This window comes from Methanobrevibacter wolinii SH (assembly GCF_000621965.1).
Taxonomy (GTDB): Archaea; Methanobacteriota; Methanobacteria; order Methanobacteriales; family Methanobacteriaceae; genus Methanarmilla; species Methanarmilla wolinii.
In genome coordinates this window covers 76,816-96,022 of record NZ_KK211378.1, presented here as the reverse complement: position 1 = coordinate 96,022, position 19,207 = coordinate 76,816, and the positions used below count along the sequence as shown (strand labels likewise).

Here is a 19,207-nt window from a genome sequence, read left to right as displayed (position 1 = left end):
TATATATTTAAATCAAGTATTATAAACTTTCTATATTATAGTTTATATTAAAAATAGATTTCAATAATTCTATTTTAAAAAGATACTATTAATGTATACAATTAAAAAACCAAAAATTTATTCTTTTTTTAAAATAATTAAAAATTAGATTTATTAAAATAAAAAAAAGTCAGATAATATTAATAAATAAAAAATCAAAACACTAAAACAAAAATCAACACCAAAAGATTAAAAAACTAAAAAAAATATATGGAAATTAATCCATATAAAAAAAATCTATTTTTAAAAAATTTTAAAGCTGAAATTTATCTTATTACTAATTTTGAGTTTGTTGTTTTTCCATTGTAAGTTCCATCACCAGCAAACCTGGTAGTAACAATATAAGTTCCCCTCCTATTAACACTAACCTTAACAGTAGCAACACCTTTAGAATTAGTAACAGCACTATAAGTCTTACCATTAACAGTAACAAAGACTCTCTTATTCTGAACCAACTCAACATATTTGTGTGTCAAACTATTTTCACCTTTAAGAGAAATAGTTAAAGATTTAACACGACTATTAAAATTATAGGTTCTTTGAGGAACAACAACCTGAGTATTCTTCTTAAGAATAGTAATTTTAGCAACTTCAAAACAGCCAGTATACTCATCATCACCTAAATAACAAATAGCAAAGGTATAAATCCCACTCCAAGCAAGATTAATCTGAAGACGAGCAACACCATCACCATCAGTTACAAGATTATAAACAACACCATTAAAACCAACACTAACAGGCTTATTTACTAAAACATTACTATCAGAATCCCTAAGAACAACAGTAAAATAACCACCACGCTCACCATGATAAAAATCAACAGCAGTCTGAGTCATATTACCATAAACAATATTAGTTGATTTTCTACTAGGTTTTTTAAATTGTATTAAAGCATTATCGCTTGAATTAAGATAATCCTCATTTCCAGCATAATTAACTGTAAAGTCAATTTTTCCACTTAAATTGGAAATAGTGGCAGTACCATTTTCATTAGTGATTAATCTACCATCAATATCGTTAATCTTATAGTTTACAATAGCATTTTTAATAGGCGTATTATTTGAATCTGAAAGATATATAATAATATTTCCATTATAATCAACATCAAAAGATATTTTTGATGGAGATTTAATTTTAGCATTTCCATTAAGACTTAATTCCTGATTATCAATATATGCTTTAATAATCCACATAGCACTGGTAACCTTAGCTTGAGTTGAACTTAAACCTTCTGGTATTATTACAGATTCAGGTACTTCAATTCCAAGACCATCATATTTTACATTAATATTCCTTAATACATCTGGGAAATTAGAAGTATTTAAAATAGTGATATTTCCATCAGTACTATTACATTGATTTAATGTAAGAACAACAGTAATTGTTTCATTAATAGGAACATCAATAGTTTGATTTCCAAAGATAGATGCAATAATCCAATTATTTAAAATTACTTTTGAAAGTCCATATTTATCATTAGAACCGATAATATCAGTTTTACTAGGATTATTCATACCCCACCAATTATAATTAACATTAACTAAACCTGCATCATGAGCGGAGTATTTATAATTATAAATGCTTTGATTATTATTTGCTCCAATATTATTTAGGAATTTAGAGTAATTAATATTAGAATTAACATTAGCAAGATAAATTGCTCCACCATCACCAAGGTTCTTATTATTTTCAAACAATGATTCCTTAATATCTAGTTCACCTTTAATTTGAGAATAATCGCTAATAGCTGAAATAGCAGAACCCCCATAATAAGTGGTATCTTTACTTCTAGCTGTATTATTTATGAATCTAGAATTATTTATAATACATTTATCATCACATAAAGCATATGAAATAGCTCCACCTAGTGAAGCAGTATTATTTATAAAGCTACAATTCTCTATATCTTTAACACCATCAACTTTCTGCATACGTATAGCTCCACCACCATAATTATAATTATTTGTAGCATTATTATTTTCAAAACTACTATTAGTTATAATTAAACTACTTTTAGTATTAAGAGCAATACTAGCATCATCAAGGAATATAGCTCCTCCAGTTGATCCTGTGTTATTAATAAATTGTGAATTTGATATTCTAAGGTTACCTACACCGTAAATTGCACCACCATTTCCATTAAGAGTTACACTATTAGATATTTTCACATAATCCAAAGTAGTGTTACCTAATGCATATAAAGCACCAGCAGATTCTACAGAATTTTTACCATTTGTTAATGTTAAATTAGATAAACTTAAATTAGTAAATAAGTTTTTCATGATATAATTTAATGATTTAGCATCAATAATAGTTTTATCTATACCTGAACCTTCAATTATTAATGGAGAGTTAACATCTAATCCATATTCATTAAATACTCCCTCACCTATAATTATATGACCAGATCCAAATTTAGAAGATGCAATTTCAATAGCTTTTTTAATACTTCCTACAGGTGATTCTTTAGAACCAATATTATTATCATTACCATTTTTAGACACATAAACAATACCAGTATAAGAAGGTAAATTATCTTTTACAGTGTTGTTTCCATTTAAATTATAAACTGCCAAATTACCATAAGTATTATTAGCAATTATAAAGTTATTAATAACTTTTGAATTGGAAGTATTGGTAATGTTTACACCATAGAAACCTGTTGAAGTGATATCATTACCTTCAATATCTGCAGTAGTTTTTATTACAAAAATACCAATGTTTTGAGAAGGTATACTATCGCCGCCAGTAGGTTTAGAAAGTCCTTGACCTCTTAATAGGATTGTATTATTCTTAATAATAAGACCTTTCGGATTTTTATTAGCAGCTATACCTAAAGTATAGTTTCCATCAAGAGTAATATTATTATAAAGTACAGTCTCTTTAGTACCCAATAATTCAAATCCATATACTGAATTAGCAAGTCCATAGATTATGTTATTATTATATTCTACTTCAAGAGCACCTACATATGCACCAGAATATACTGGGTAACTTAAACTACTTGCAGTAGCATTAACAAGATTTGATGTAAAATTACCATTTCCTGGACCCATGAATTGTATACCATTGGCATAATAATTTCCAATTGTTGTAATATTATTGTTTTTAATTATAAAATTACTACAACTTAAAGTACTTAAATCTGAATTCATTATACCGTAAATAGAAATACCATATACATATTTACTTCCAATTGTGGAAATATTATTTGAATCAAATACTGTATCAGGACAGCCAGCAATAGCTATATTATAAATAGTATCCCATGTACCATTTACCAAATTATAATTTGTTTTAATATTATTATGTTTAAATGTAGTGGAACTACTATTAAAAAGATATATACCAGCATCTTTTGCTTGAGTATTATAATTTGAATCATATTTTAAGTCAATTGATGGAATTATGAAACTCATATTATTATTCTCTAATAAAACTTTATTGGCATTTAAAATATTAATTCCATAATTTTCATAAACCCCACTAGTATCACCAGTATAAATAATAGTGTTATTTAATATTTTAAGGTTTTTACTTCCATCAACATAAATACCATAACTAAAATCCTTATTACTACTTACATTGATGGTATTATTTGAAATGATATTATTTTCATTAGACTCACTTAAAATTCCATAATTAAATTTATCAGATATAATAGTGAAGTTATTTAATGTAATATCACTACCAGTAAGGTCAAAAGCCATATTTTTAATACTAGCATCAATACCATTAATTTTTACTTTTTTATTTATTTCAATAAATGAAATATTATAAAGATTTGCAAATTCACCATGGAAATTTAAAATTGTACCTTCAAGAACTGTATCTAACAATTTACCATTTTTATCAAAGAAGCTAAAGAAAGTTGAATTATATACATCAACTATATTTGGAGTTGGAGCTTCTGCATTTAATTTAAGATTAACTTTTGTATTAAATGAGTGAATAGTTAAATTATTTTCACCTAAAATAGGAGTATAAACAGAGCTAGCCATACCATTTTTAACAATACTATATTTAGGACTAAATTTACCATTATTACTTGTGAAGTTAATTTCAATACCATCTGGAATAGTTTTATTTAAAGTTTTTATAGTAGATGTTGAATTATCAAAGTAATAATTGAAATTAGCATTTACTGAAACAGGTGAATTTTCTTTAAATCCACTTGTAGGATTGGTAGTGATATTTAATATAATCCAATTTGATGCATCAGGCATAGGATAATCAATTTCATCACCATAATCATCTTCACCAGAATTAGCTTTAACTAAACCGGCACTAACTGGATTACCATTAATACCCCACCAATTATATTGGGCATTAATTTGTGAATTTTCACCATCATTCCATAGTAATGCTTTAGTACTATTAGTTAAAAGGACACAATAATGTATATTAGTATTACCTCCAGAAACTGCAATAGCAGAACCATCATAATTTACACTATCAGTAATTGCATTGTTAATAAATATAGAATTCTCAATATCTGCATTACGACTTGTATAAACAGCTCCACCACAAGTACTTCCACTATTTTCAGTGAAGTTAGAATTGTTTACATATAATATTTTACCATAATTATTAATTCCAGCTCCACAACCAACAGCCATTATATTTTTATTAAATCTGGAATTTAATACATATAATTTACCTTCTGAAGAATAACTTGTATATATTACTCCTTGTCTTGCTTTATTGTTATCAAATGTAACATTATTAATATATATTAAACTTCCACAATCGTAAACAACACCATATGAAGAATCATATCCTTTATTGATATCATTATTTGTAATATTTGAATTTATAATATTAAAAGTTCCGGAGTTATATATAAGACCATAACCATTGTTATTTGTTATTTTTGAGTTTTTAATAGTCATATTTCCAGTATTATATATAACTGAAATAGTTTGTCCGCCTTTTCCATTAACTGTATTATTTTCAATAACAAGATTGCTTATAGTTAAATTAGATTTTAAATTTTTAATAGCTGTACCATAGGAACTTGAACTATTAATTAAATATAAATTATTTAATTTAACATTAGAATTATTATCAATAATAAATATTTGACCATTTGAATTACCATCAATTACAGTGTTATTGGAACCAGTAATTTCTAAATTAGTATTAATATTAAGATTATTTTCTTTAAATACACCGTTTTCAATAATGATTTTATTAACAGATCCCTCAACTGAGGCAAGTTCTATTGCTTTAGCTATGGTTTTTACTGGAGAATTCACAGAACCTTCATTAGTGTCATCACCATTAAGTGAAACATAAATTATACCAAGATAACGAACTTTTAGAAGAGAAATATTCTCTACTTGGTTATTAGTACTAATGATGATATTATGGATGTTTCCATCACCAACAACATAAGTAGTATTAGCAACACCTTTTGCTGTGTTTACAGTTTCTGGTTCAGCAGTTCCACCAATAGATGCAAAGTTTACTAAAAAATCGTAAGGAATTATACTAGAATCATAATTATAGGTATTATTCAAACTATCAATAAGATTATTAAATGACACTTCAACATTAATTTTATCTCCAGATTTAATTGTATCTGGAATTTTAACATTAACAGTCATTTTAATCCATTTATCAATAATAATTTTATTATTAACAGTATCTACATAACATGTTTTTATTGGATTGGTGTTAGAACCCCACCAATTATTGTTAGCAATAATTGATCCATATGTGGTTTTATTACTTACAACACCAGTGTCTAAATCTTCAGTTTGAGTAGAAACACCTTTAACATATAATGTTTTACCAGTACCTCTATTATTTAATAAAACTGAATTTTCGATATTTGTGTTTGCTGCAGATACATATACCAAATAATCATTAGTACTATTAATAATATTGTTTTCAAATATTGTTCTATTTATACTATAATAACAGTTAGGATTATTACTTGGAGCTTGTATTGATAAAATCCAAGAATTACTAGTACTTGAATTGTATTTACAAGTATTATTAATAAATCTACAGTTATTAATATTACCTGTTGAATTATATAATTCAACAATACCTGGATAATAAACATTATTATTAATAAAGTTAGTATTAGTAATATTTACATTGCAAGATCTTGTATAAACAGCGACAGTATTAATAGCGGAATTATTAACAAATTCACAATTATCAATAGATACATTACCATTAGAATTTATACCAGTAATATAAATAACACCAAATGTACCATTAGCAGTATTATTAATAAATTGACTATTTGATATATTTAAATTAATTAAACTATTATATCCACCAATAACACTTCCAGCACCATCAATAAAATTATTTTCAAATACACAATTATCAATAAAAATATTTGTGGAACTTCCTTTTACTGAAATAATGGTACCATAAGTCCTACGTGCAGGTGAATACTGTTTTGCATTAGTAAATTTAATATTACTAAGAGTTAAATTTCCATCATCAATAATGAACATTGTTGAATTTATATTTGGAGATAGAACAACACCTTTACTACCGATAATTGTTAAATTAAAATTAATAATCTGATTAGACAATGCATATTCTCCATCTAGAATTACAATTTTATTATATTTAGATTTAGATAATTCAATAGCTTTTTCAACAGTCAAAACTGGAGAAGATTTAGAACCATCATTATTATCATTTCCAGACTTAGATAAGTAAATAGCGTCAACGTCTACAGAAGAATCTTTTCTAACTTCAAAACTTTTATTAATTTTAGAATTTGAAGAAGATACTGTAATTGTATTAGTGCCTACTACAGGACTGTAAATAGAATATGCCACTCCATTATGAGTTGTTGAATTCATTGGATTAAAACTACCATTTTCAGATTCAAAGACAACTTTAACTCCATCAACAATATTTTCATTTAAATTTTTACCAGAATTATCTTTAGTAAAATCAGCACCAACTTTAACTGTTGAAATACTTGTAATGTCTTCTGATGGACTGTAATTAATATTCATAACAATCCAATTATTAGCTTTAACATTAGTTAAACCTTCTTCATAAGGATTATTATTAGTACCCCACCAATTGTTATCACATGTAACAGTAGCAGCACTTGTATTATTGATTATTAAAGCATTATTTGTAGTATTAACTTTTGTGTTATTTATAAATGCAGAGTAAGCAATACTTGTACCGCCTTTTTGTAAATAACCAAGAGCATTATATAATATATTATCATATATTAAAGACTTTTTAATATTTAAAATAGCTGAATCACTAGAAACATAAAATATTCCATATCCACCATTATTATTTGATAATGAAGTAGATACAACATTGCTAAATATTTTTGTATCAGTTAATGTTGTTTTTCCTTTAGTCTCGATTAAAGACATCATAGGACCAGAACATTCAGCAATACTTGAATTTAAAATATTTAAATTTGATTCTTTACTATTTAGATAAATCACTGCCCTCATATAAGCATATTCATTACTTACTAAAAATTTAATATTAGAGATATTAGTATTTTTAATATTCATATAACTTCCAGCAAATTCAATACCTGCTCCCTTACCTGAAGTTAAAATATTTGAGTTTATTATATTTGAGTCAGTTAAATTAAAAACAACATTTCCATAAGCATAAATTATATGTTTTCCAGAAATATTTGAAATAGTACAGTTAACAACAGTTAAATTACCATCACTACCAAAGTATATTGCAGCTGAACTTCCTGATGTTGAATTAATACCTTGAAGAACTAAGTTTTTTAAAGTTAAACTAGGATCATTATCCAAAGCAGAAAAAATAGAAGTACCAGAGCCAGTGATAATAACTTTTCCTTTTTCATTACCGATAATTGACAAAGTTTTATCAACATTAATTTTTGAGACTTCTTTATACTCACCATTAGCTACATCAATTTCACTATTATTTTGAGCATTATTTACAGCACCAGAAATAGTTTTATATGGATTTTCCTTAGAACCATCTTCAGTACTGGATTGAGAAGAAGCATCTACATAAATAATATTAGAACTAGAATTAGTTAAAACATCTTCATCATTAACCTCATCATTTAAATAAGTATCATTAGATGATTGAAGATTAGATAAAGAAGAAATTTGTCCATTATCCATTGCAATATCGTTACTAGAATAATTTACATCTGTAGCATTTATTGCAGAAATACAAAAACAAAGACTAATTATTAAAACAGAAACAATTAATGCTTTCTTCTTTAATTTCAAATTTTTTCACCTCTTATTCATTAAATTAAAAAAAAGAGATATAATAAAAAATATAAAATTTAATATTTTCAATAAATATCCCTTAAAAAATGAAAAATAATTAAAGTAATTTTGATAATATATCAAAAATACTTAATAATAGATTAACATTAAAAATATTTAAACATTACTAAATTAAAAATAAGCAAAGAAACTTTAAAAAATAATGAAAAAAAGGATAATAAAAATAGAGAAATATTGAAAAAGGCATTATTAAAAAAGAGTTTTTTTAATTTCTAGTATTCTAAAAATTCTTAATTTCAGATGATATAAAAAGCATCCCAAATTTAAAGGATTAGAAGAATCCTAAAAAAAGTCAAACTTCTTTTGATAACTTAATTAAATATTCATCTAATTTATATGCAAAAGTTTTATTGTAAAATTTAATAATAGGACCAACAAATACTGCAGCAAAAACAGTACCTTCACGTACAGCATCCAAATGACCCAGCAACAAGAATGCAAGAACAATGGCAATAATCACCATTGAAACATCAAACATAGGTTTCACCTTAGAAAAATCAATATCAGAAACCTTTGAAATAACTAAAACAGCACCATCACCTGGAAGCATTGAAGTACGTGACTTAATTTCAACACATAAACCTAATGCTAAAACAAAGCCACCAAGTAAACAAACTATCCATTGTTCAATATAACCTATAGGATTAATAAAAGAAATTAGCCATAGATTAAAATCAATTGCATAACCAAATACAAAACAAACAATCATCTCTGAAATCAATTTAACATTGAAATTCCTTAAAATAATGATTTGCAATAAAACAAGAAGCACATTAAAAATTATAGTAAATTCGCCAACAGTTAAAGGATATGCCTTGGACAATACATAAGGAATACAAGATATTGGAGACAGGCCTAAACCTCCTTTAATTGAAAATGCAATACCTAGAGACATAGTACTTACACCAATAATAAGCATTGTGTATCTAATAAATAATTCCTTTAACTTCATTTAATCACTATAATAATATAACTTAATGATATTATATAAAGATACCAAATATTAAATTATAAAAAACTAGATTTTATAAAAAAATTATTAAAAAATGATTTAATATAATATATTTTATTTAAAAATTTAATCTAATAACCCAAATTATTTTAATTTAGAAATAATTTTCCCATAAATCTAAGATTTAAACAATATAAATAAAAAAACACAAAAACAAAATCCAAAAACACAAAAAAGAAACAAAAAAACAAAACAAAAAAATGAAAAAAAAGTCAAAAAAACATATAAAATAAATTAAGTAATAAAAATCAGAAATAAAGCATAAATACAAAGTAAAAATTAAGCAAATAAACTAATATAAATGAAAATTAATCAAAAATAGTAAATAATAAAAAATTAGTTTAATTATTTACGTCTATTACCAACTTTACGAGCAATAACAAGCTCACCAACAGAAATTAAACCTGCAAAGAATTTTTCAAGTCCTCCTGTTGCCCAAATTGCATTTCCAAATGTAGTATTATGGATTTTCTCGTCATATTCTTCTGGTGTAATTTTAATACCTGTTTCACGTCTAGAAACAATAGCTGAAGCTTGCATAAGTTCATCCCATGTAACTCCTTTTAATTGATCTTGCATTGTTTCATAAAGATTAGAAACTTTAGTTTCATATAAATCTGAAAATGTGCTTATTATATCAAATGAGCTAATTACTCCAGTTAAAATTTCATTATCATCAAATACTGGAATTGCAACCACTTTATCCTTATCTGTTTCAAGAACTGCATCCCTTGCAGAATCGTTTTCATGTAAAAAGTTTGTTTCTTCAGGAGCATGCATAACTTCTTTAACAATGGATTTACCTTCACGTAAACCTTTTGTTAAATCTAATGCAGTAATCCAACCAATTAATTTATTACCATCAACAACAGGACAAGTAAATTCTCTATGATTTTCTAAAAATTTTGAAACATCATTAATAGAATCATCTGCTTTTACAGTAATAAAATTCTTATCCATCATATCTTTCGCTTTCATAATATCCCCTTTTATAATTTTATTAATTTAATTTAAATCAATATCCTCTAATTTTAATGCTCCTACAGGACAAACTGTTGAACATGTATTACATCGTATACATTTATCAGGTACAATTTCTGGGACATTATCATTATTCAATTGTATTGCACCAGTAGGACAATTATCTTCACAAAGGAAACATGCAACACAAGTTTCATCATCAATAATTAATTTTTTTGTGTTAATGACAGGTCCTAAATATCTATCTAATGTATAAACATCTTGAGCACAAATATTAGAACAAGATCCACATCCTACACATAAATCTTTATTGATAAATGGATATAATTGACCTGATTCATAATTTTCATATTCTTGATTTTCCATTTTTTCAATAAATTCTTTAGATACTAATTTATTAGCCTTAGTAGGACAATATGCAGTACAATGACCACAACCAATACACTTAGATCTATCCATTGTAATATCATTTAATCTAAGTATTCTATGAGGTATTTTTTTCTCAGAAAATGAATAAGACAATGGTTTAATTTCATCTTCCTCTTTTTCTATCTTAGCTTCAGCTTCAAAAATATAAATAGCTGAAACAGGACAAGTTTCAACACATACTTCACATTTTACACAATTATTTAAAATTCTTGCACGTTTTGAATATGTTGAACCACTTATAGCACCTACAGGACATTGTTCCACACAAAGATTACAACGTACACAACGTGGAGATATTGCCATAAAAGTTTCATTAGACTGAAATTCATCAATATCTACTTCATAATCTTCAATATCATCATCTAAATCAACAGATTTTAAAATAACCTCTTTTTCCAAAAGATCCATCTGTTTTTCAAATTTAAATTCCATAAGTATTCAACCTTTAAGTCCTTTAATTTATATTTAACTCTTTTATTATTAATTAATTTATTTATTAAATAATGATTACTAGACAATATTTTAATAAACCAATAAAATCAAAATAGTTTGATATTATATTCAATTATAATTTATATTTTATTAATTAAATAAAAAATAAAATCTCAAATAGTTAATAAAAAACAATTAATTTTACATAAAGATTTTAAATAACTATTAAAAATTAAATTAATAATATTTATTAATATTTAATTATCTAAAAAAGGAAAATTAAAAATAAAAATTAATCTTCCTTAAAATAATCTACTAAAAATTCATCTAAATCTTCTTTCATAGGAAGACCAGCAATACCCATAGCTTTAACAGCTTGTGAAGCTACCCAATTACCAATAGTAACAGATTTTTCAAGTGAAAAACCATTAACATAAGAATATAAAAATCCTGCATTAAATGAATCTCCAGCAGCAGTAGTATCTATAGCATCAACGAGAAATGCTGGAATTTTAACTTCTTCATCATCAGAATTAATTCCATATGCTCCTTTAGTACCGCGTTTAACAATAACTATTTTAATACCATCATCACGAAGTTTAATTGCTAAATCCCTAAAACTTAAGTCTTCATCTTTAGGAATATTATCTCTTTTTCTATAATAATCTTCACATAAAACAAATAATTCATTTTCATTAATAAGAAGAATATCTGTTCTATCTAAAATAGGTTTAATTGCTTCAACACCTAATTTTGCATAAATTAAACCAGGATCAAAACTTACAATCATTGATTTAGGAAGTTTAGGACATAATTTTTTCTGAGTTTCAAAAGTTTCACCAAACATGGAAGTAATATGTAATATTTTACCACGATTAAGTTCAATTGGATTTATTTCATTAAGAGAAATTTCTTCATTAACCCCTGTATTAATATATAATGCTCTTTCACCATTTTGATCTACAAAACCTAATGCTGCACCAGATACACCTTCATCAGCATAAATTAAATTATTTAAATGAACACCATGTTCTGCTAGGTTCAATTCAAGTAATTCACCATCATTATCATTAGCAATTTTACCAATATAAGAAGTTGTAAGACCTAAATTTGCAAGACCAATAATAGTATTAGCTGCAGAACCTCCAGGACTTCTTTCACTTTTTAATATAGAACGTTCTTCATCATGACATGCAATTTCATCAACAGTATATAATTTATCAACGTTTAATGCACCAAATCCTATAACATCATATAAAATATCATCAGCAATTTCCATTTTAGCACCTTTATAAATCAATGATTATAGTATTAAATTCTAAATAGATATAAGTAATATCATTTAATTAAAATTTAAATACTAAATATTAAGCAAATAGAAAAAATCTAATCAAAATATCAAGTAAGTATCTAAATACCAAATATCAAGTAAATAGAAAAAATCTAATCTAAATACCTAAAATATCATGTAAATAGAAAGTATCTTCACCTAATTTTCCACCAAAGTTACCTGCAGAAATATTAACAATTCCATCAACATCAAGAATACTATCAATAGCTGCTTTTATAGCATTTCTCATAGATTCTTCATCTACTGCATCAATAACAATTTCTGGAATATATTTTACACCATCAGGGACTTTACTTTCATCACCTAATCTTTCTTTAAGTGAAGGACAGTAAGGGTGATTTGATGAAGGTCCAATTTGTGGGAAATTAGTTTCAGGTTTACTTGCTGCAGAACAGATACCAAATGGACAACAAACTCCAGGAACTTCAAGAATTGCATCAACAATTTTTCTTCCTGCTTCAAGTACTGCTTCTTTAGTATTACACATATACCAAAAATTAGCTCCCATAATTCCAGTAGAATAACCCATTTCTTTATCAATTAAAAAGTCAGGTACTGCAATAGGAACATGAATCATTTCTCTTCCATATCTTTCTTCTTCCCATTCATATCCATCTCCACAATGACCTACTTGTTCCATCATACCAATTTTACCTTCAGGATTTTCAGTATATGAAAACATAGATGTAAATGGTTTAACTAAAATATCTTGTCTAATTCTATAAGATAATTCTAATTCATATTTTTTTAAATCATCTAAACCAAACCAATATTGACAAAGATATCCCGGTCTTCCATCAGGAGTTTCATCTGGAGATACAGGTCCTTCTACACCTCCTTCAATTCTTCCAATAACTGAACTAGGAGTAGCGGTAGAATCATATGCTGCTTCTTTTGCAGTTTGTTCATCTTCAGCAGTAATTAATGCTCTTATATATTTTCCTCTAAAACTTTCAAAGAAAGTGTCTTCTACTAAACTATAATCTGTCATTTTTATCACGAAATTTAAATAAATTAGTTGAAGAATATCAACTATATAATAATATGATTTTAAATCTTAAAAATTTATATTTAATTAGATTATAAATTAAAAATTTCAAACTTAATAAATAAAATAAATAATACAATTATTAAATTAAAAGTTTTATCTAAAAATCTAAGCTAAATAAATTATTAAAAACCTAAACCAACAAATTAAAAACATAAATCTAAAAAAATATATTATTAAAAATTAGATTTAAAAATTAATAATAAATTTTAAAGAATTCTAAATAAATTATATATTTAATTTACATAATTGAACCTATATCATCACCCCGAAGCTTATTTCTCATAGCTTCACTTTTTTTAATAAGTTCTTCTTTATTTTCATCAGTAACTTTAGTAATAATTGGATACTCACAGCCATCATAATACTCTTTATAATAATCTAAAAAAACATGACTAACTCTAAATCCTTCATATAATCCATCTGGTTTAAATGAATATGAATCAATAAAGTTTAAGGTGTAATATCTACCAATTCTTGAAAATAAATCAAGAATAATTGTAAATGCAATTGCATCATCTGTAATAATAGCAATATCTGCTGCTTCAACTGCATATTTATTACCATTAAATGAAATTGCAATACCCCCATTTGCTTTAACATATTGAAGAGGTTCTAAATCAGTTATACTATCTCCAACATATACTATTTTATCATTATCAATATTATTTTTGGAAATAATATCTTTTACAGCTTTTTCTTTTTCAATACCTCCAACTGGATTCATATGTCCCATTATTTCATAAACATCCATTTTAGGAAGTTCATTAAAAAAGATATTATCTAATATATCAGCTTGAGCTTTTAAATCATCCAAACCTGCATTTTCCCTATAATCTGGAATTAAATCACATTTTAAAATACTTTTTCTAAATTCTTCAATTATAGCTTTCTCATTATCTGAAATTTGAACTTTATCAAGATTAACATCAGTATGATAAGTATTTTCATATTTAAAATCTTTATCTTCACATAAAGCTTTAATATATTGACCATAACTAGTACTTACAATATAAGAATCAATCTGATTATTTGCTACTTTAAATAAATTATCAATACCTGGAACATAATTAATATTATCTTTTGAATAATTAATTAAATCTTGATTTGTAATATCTTTAGCTTTAAAAAATGGTGTAATAAATGCTAAAGTTCCACCTACATGATAACCTTCTTTTTTTTCAACTTCTACTAAGTAATCATCATAACTACTTAAAATTTTATATAATTTATCACCATCTTCAATAAAATATGAACACATCTCAAAAGCATTATCATTTAATGTTAATGGACCTTCACAATCAGTAATATAAATTTTTTTACTCAAATAATCACCATTTAATAAAAATTTTTTAAAAATAAACTAAAATTTAATATATAATTTAAAATTATTAAATTTAAAAAAAATATAAAAATAAAATTAATATAATAATTCATTATTAACTATATTAAATTATCTGATTCATTAGAAAGCTCTTTAGAAGAATTAATTTCATCTTCAAAATCAATTTTAATAGCGCCTACAGGACATAAACATTCACAATGTCTACAATAAATACAATTCTCCTCATTAAACTTAATATTATCATTAAGTATACTAAGTGCATCTGTTGGACAATTTTTAACACAAACTCCACAAGATTGACATTGAGAATTATCAATGTATAATTTACCTTTTCTTTCCTTATTAACTAATGTAGAAATATAATATATATTATCACATTCAGACATGAATGATTCCTCAATAATGGAAATAACATCAAATCTACATTTTTCTACACATCTACCACAAAAGACACAATTATCATTAATAAGAATAGGTGTTGGACCATCCATTTCAATTGCATTCTCAACAGGACATACTGCAAGACATTCTGCACAAGCAATACATTTATTTTCATCTACAAATATTCTTCTTTTTGGAGGAAATGAATCTATGATATTTCTCATTCTAGTAATATCAAACTCTTCATCAGTTATATCTTTAAATTTCTTATCAATAACTTTAGATGCATTAAACTTAAGTTCAGTTAAGAAATCTGTTTTTTCATAAATATCTGGATTAACTTCAGAAGAATCACGTTTATCTAATCTATTTGAAAATTCAATAGATAAATCATGTAAAATTCTATCCATTCTTGCAATATTATGAGATAATTTAGATATATCTTTATCAACAATTTCTGAAATTGTATCAGAAGTTCTAATTTTACTATATTGTGCATAAGCTCTTTTACGTGAAGAATACTTAATAGCAGTTGAAGGACAAGCATGCATACATTCTTCACACCTTGCACAATAACCTGGATTAATATAAGGTAATTTTAAAGTTTTACTAATAAGAATAGAACCTTTAGATGGGCATACTCTAGTACAAGTCATACATCCAATACATTTTTTATGGTTAACAACAATAGCTTTACCACCTTTTACAGTTCTTGGTAAAATTTCACCATATTTAATAGCATCAGTTGGACATACTCTATAACAATAACCACATCTCATACATTTATCTTCATCAATTTCACTAAATGTTTTAGATCCTTCAGAATGAAGATGGATAGCACCAGTTTTACAGTTTTGAACACAAGCACCACATGCACGACACAATTCAATATTTATGTTTGGTACATTTTCTTTAATAGGTTCTGCAATAGTTGTTACCATTGTAATAGCATCATATGGACAAGCATTTCTACATAATATACAACCAAAACAAGTATCATGTAATCGAATATTACCATTAGGATCTATATAAATTGCATCAATTGGACATGATTCCATACATGGTTTATCTACACATTGAGCACATTTTAAATCATCTATATCCCATTGAACTTCAACTTCACGTATAGATTTACCATAACGATCATAGTCTTTAGAATCAACTTTCATTGTGTTCACTTCCTATAAAATCATAATCTATTTGTGATGGTTTAACTGTAATGAATATCTCTTCTTCTCCATCATCATTAACATCTAAAACAAATTTAGCATGGAAATATTTAATTACAGCAAATGGACATGTTTGATAACAAATACTACATCTACAACATTTATCTTTATCTCTTACAATAGTATTTTTCTCTTCATCAAATGATATTGCTCCAATTGGACACTCATTAACACACATTTGACATTTAGTACATTTATCAGAATTCCAAGTTATAACCCTTATTTTTAATCTATCTACAGCATTTTCTATAATTTCATGTGTGATTTCTGCATCAGGAATAATTTTTAATGCATCATCCCAAAACATTGATAATGGTAATGATAACTGTAATAATGATTCACGAGGAAGAAGTTCTAATTTTTCTTGTTGATTCTCAATATACTCTTCAAGATTACTTACAATAAGATTGATTAATTTCTTTTGATCTTCAAGATTATCAATGAAAACACCTTTCATAGCTCCTTTAACCTTACATACATCAAGACAATCTCCACAAGCAATACATTTTAATGGATCTACAACAATACGGCCATTAACTTCAGATATTGCATCAACTTTACACTCTTTCATACAAGCTCTGCATTTAATACAGAGATAATCATCAACAATAAAACGTCTTTTAGATGGAATAATATTAAATTCTGTTATAATATGATGATTTTCACCACATTCTAATGTTTTAGGGTTTGAAGGACAAACCTCTGCACAGAACCCACATCTAATACATCCACTTTTATTAATTACTGGATAAGTTAAACCCTCTTTTTCTTTAGTTGTTTTATCCCTTACAAGTTTAATTGCAGTAGGAGAAGGACAACTTGCAGTACAAGAACCACAACCAATACAATTCTCTTTTATAACACGAGGAAAATCTCTAAATCTAGCAGGTCTTTCAATAATTTCATGCTCAGATTTAGCATCAGCAAAAGCTTTTACCCATGCCTTTCTTGCAAATTCATATACATACCATATAATTGAACTCATAAACCATCATCTTTTAACTTAAATCACACAAATCAATAAAATCAATAAAAACTATTTAAATCTTTAATTACTGTTTTATTTGTAACAGTATCTGTTAATTGAACACGTTCTGCACATGCAATACAAGGATCACATGAAGTATATGTAGCAATAGCATCTGTTACTGTTGGAACATCTACCAACATATATTTTGCACAGGAATCAATATTTGGAATACTAGGAGTACGAATAGAAATATGCTTAATTAAATTTCCATTAGTCTCACACATATATTTTACTTCACCACGAGGAGCTTCATTTCTCCACTCATTATAACCTGTTTTAATTTCTACAGGAGTTCTAAATTCACCTTTAGGTATATTATTTATAGCTTGTTTAATTAAATCAATAGATTGGGGAATTTCATCAAATCGATTCATAGTACGAGCATAATTATCTCCTTCTTTTCTCCATATAGGTTTAAAATCTAAATAATCTTTATAAGTTGGATGAAATTCACGACAATCATGTTTTAAACCAGAAGCACGACCAATAGGACCTACAGCACGACCTTTTAATGCTTCTTCTTTACTCATATATCCAACACCTTTTGACCTTAAACCTAAAGCAGGACCTTCAGAGAATAATTCTACAATCCTATCATGATTTTCTTCAACAAATTTAAGGTTTTCAAGTATTTTATCGAAATGTTCTTCGTTAGCATCCATTCTAACACCACCAACAACATTCCAACCCATATTAACACGATTACCAGTTAATAATTCAATAGAATCCATTACATATTCTCTTAGTTCAAGAACCTTCATAAATAACATTTCATGATCCATAGCTTTAAAATAAGTAGAATTTGCAATATAATGAGATTGAATTCTATCTAATTCATTAGTAATAACCCTTAAAAATTGAGCTCTAAGAGGTACATCTACACCAGCCATATGTTCTAAAACTTCAGCAAAACTTTGAGTATGTTCATAGGAACAGATTCCACATACTCTTTCAGCTAAATATATACATTTTTGCCAGGTTTTACCTTCCATAATTTTTTCAATACCTCTATGCACATAACCATAATCAACTTCTGCTTTTACAACTTTTTCTCCTTCAAGTTGTAATTTTAATCTCAATGGTTCTTTTAAACCGGGATGTACTGGGCCAATAGGTACAATCATCTTTTCTCACCTCTATGAATCATCATCTTTAATTTCTTTATTTTCACGTCCTTTTGCAGCCATAGCATTAGGCGCTACAGCAAGAACTGCAGAAATAATTTCATCAGGCCTTGGAGGACATCCACAAACTTCAGCATCAACAGGAATAAAATTAGATGCAGGAGCACTAACTCTACCTCCTTCTTGAGCAAAAACATCCCCAGACTGAGGACAATTACCAACAGCTAAAACGACTTTTGGTTCTGGAATTTTAGTATATATCCTACGTAATTTATCTTCCCATTGTTCTGTAACTGCACCAGTTAATAATAATACATCTGCATCACGAGGATTATTTTGTAAGTAAATACCATATTGTTCTAAATCATATCTAGGTGATAAACATGCAACAAGTTCTATATCACAACCATTACATCCACCACAATTAACAATACAAACATTAATAGAAGTTTTCCTTACAATATCCTTTAGACGATCTAACATTGTTTTACCTCTAAATGAAAATTATC

General features: G+C 26.3%; 11 protein-coding genes. All 11 read right to left on the bottom strand.

Features of this window, described 5'->3' with window-relative positions:
• Nucleotides 1-305: 305 nt before the first annotated feature.
• A complete protein-coding gene (locus T523_RS07860; RefSeq protein WP_042708414.1) occupies nt 306-8,273 on the bottom strand; it encodes a right-handed parallel beta-helix repeat-containing protein in 7,968 nt (2,655 codons plus the stop codon).
• Between the two features lie 355 nt (nt 8,274-8,628).
• The gene (locus T523_RS07855) at nt 8,629-9,288 is read right to left on the bottom strand and encodes a YczE/YyaS/YitT family protein (protein ID WP_042708413.1); all 660 of its coding nucleotides are present in this window, start codon (nt 9,286-9,288) and stop codon (nt 8,629-8,631) included.
• A gap of 405 nt (nt 9,289-9,693) precedes the next feature.
• Nucleotides 9,694-10,326 (bottom strand): CBS domain-containing protein, encoded by a 633-nt coding sequence (locus T523_RS07850; RefSeq protein WP_042708412.1) that lies wholly within the window; start codon nt 10,324-10,326, stop codon nt 9,694-9,696.
• A 27-nt stretch (nt 10,327-10,353) separates the two neighbouring features.
• The gene (locus T523_RS07845) at nt 10,354-11,190 is read right to left on the bottom strand and encodes a 4Fe-4S binding protein (RefSeq protein ID WP_042708411.1); all 837 of its coding nucleotides are present in this window, start codon (nt 11,188-11,190) and stop codon (nt 10,354-10,356) included.
• Nucleotides 11,191-11,482: 292 nt separating this feature from the next.
• Nucleotides 11,483-12,469, bottom strand: a complete 987-nt coding sequence (locus T523_RS07840) for a carbohydrate kinase family protein (RefSeq protein WP_042708409.1) — start codon at nt 12,467-12,469, stop codon at nt 11,483-11,485.
• A gap of 169 nt (nt 12,470-12,638) precedes the next feature.
• Nucleotides 12,639-13,532 (bottom strand): formylmethanofuran--tetrahydromethanopterin N-formyltransferase, encoded by an 894-nt coding sequence (locus T523_RS07835; protein WP_042708408.1) that lies wholly within the window; start codon nt 13,530-13,532, stop codon nt 12,639-12,641.
• Between the two features lie 298 nt (nt 13,533-13,830).
• Nucleotides 13,831-14,916, bottom strand: a complete 1,086-nt coding sequence (locus tag T523_RS07830; RefSeq protein WP_042708407.1) for a hypothetical protein — start codon at nt 14,914-14,916, stop codon at nt 13,831-13,833.
• Between the two features lie 116 nt (nt 14,917-15,032).
• The gene (locus T523_RS07825) at nt 15,033-16,484 is read right to left on the bottom strand and encodes a 4Fe-4S binding protein (protein WP_052334697.1); all 1,452 of its coding nucleotides are present in this window, start codon (nt 16,482-16,484) and stop codon (nt 15,033-15,035) included.
• The gene (locus tag T523_RS07820) at nt 16,474-17,529 is read right to left on the bottom strand and encodes a 4Fe-4S binding protein (RefSeq protein ID WP_042708406.1); all 1,056 of its coding nucleotides are present in this window, start codon (nt 17,527-17,529) and stop codon (nt 16,474-16,476) included. The genes T523_RS07825 and T523_RS07820 overlap by 11 nt, the downstream gene beginning before the upstream one ends.
• A gap of 41 nt (nt 17,530-17,570) precedes the next feature.
• On the bottom strand, nt 17,571-18,698 hold the full coding sequence (locus tag T523_RS07815) for a hydrogenase large subunit (RefSeq protein ID WP_042708405.1): 1,128 nt from the start codon (nt 18,696-18,698) through the stop codon (nt 17,571-17,573).
• A gap of 12 nt (nt 18,699-18,710) precedes the next feature.
• Nucleotides 18,711-19,181, bottom strand: a complete 471-nt coding sequence (locus tag T523_RS07810; RefSeq protein WP_042708404.1) for an NADH-quinone oxidoreductase subunit B family protein — start codon at nt 19,179-19,181, stop codon at nt 18,711-18,713.
• Nucleotides 19,182-19,207: the final 26 nt, after the last annotated feature.

Bases quoted from the DNA above. Each gene is read 5' to 3' on its own strand.
- T523_RS07825 (WP_052334697.1), bottom strand. From the start codon at position 16,484: ATGAAAGTTGATTCTAAAGACTATGATCGTTATGGTAAATCTATACGT.
- T523_RS07815 (WP_042708405.1), bottom strand. From the start codon at position 18,698: ATGATTGTACCTATTGGCCCAGTACATCCCGGTTTAAAAGAACCATTG.
- T523_RS07850 (WP_042708412.1), bottom strand. From the start codon at position 10,326: ATGAAAGCGAAAGATATGATGGATAAGAATTTTATTACTGTAAAAGCA.
- T523_RS07810 (WP_042708404.1), bottom strand. From the start codon at position 19,181: ATGTTAGATCGTCTAAAGGATATTGTAAGGAAAACTTCTATTAATGTT.
- T523_RS07855 (WP_042708413.1), bottom strand. From the start codon at position 9,288: ATGAAGTTAAAGGAATTATTTATTAGATACACAATGCTTATTATTGGT.
- T523_RS07835 (WP_042708408.1), bottom strand. From the start codon at position 13,532: ATGACAGATTATAGTTTAGTAGAAGACACTTTCTTTGAAAGTTTTAGA.
- T523_RS07820 (WP_042708406.1), bottom strand. From the start codon at position 17,529: ATGAGTTCAATTATATGGTATGTATATGAATTTGCAAGAAAGGCATGG.
- T523_RS07845 (WP_042708411.1), bottom strand. From the start codon at position 11,190: ATGGAATTTAAATTTGAAAAACAGATGGATCTTTTGGAAAAAGAGGTT.
- T523_RS07840 (WP_042708409.1), bottom strand. From the start codon at position 12,469: ATGGAAATTGCTGATGATATTTTATATGATGTTATAGGATTTGGTGCA.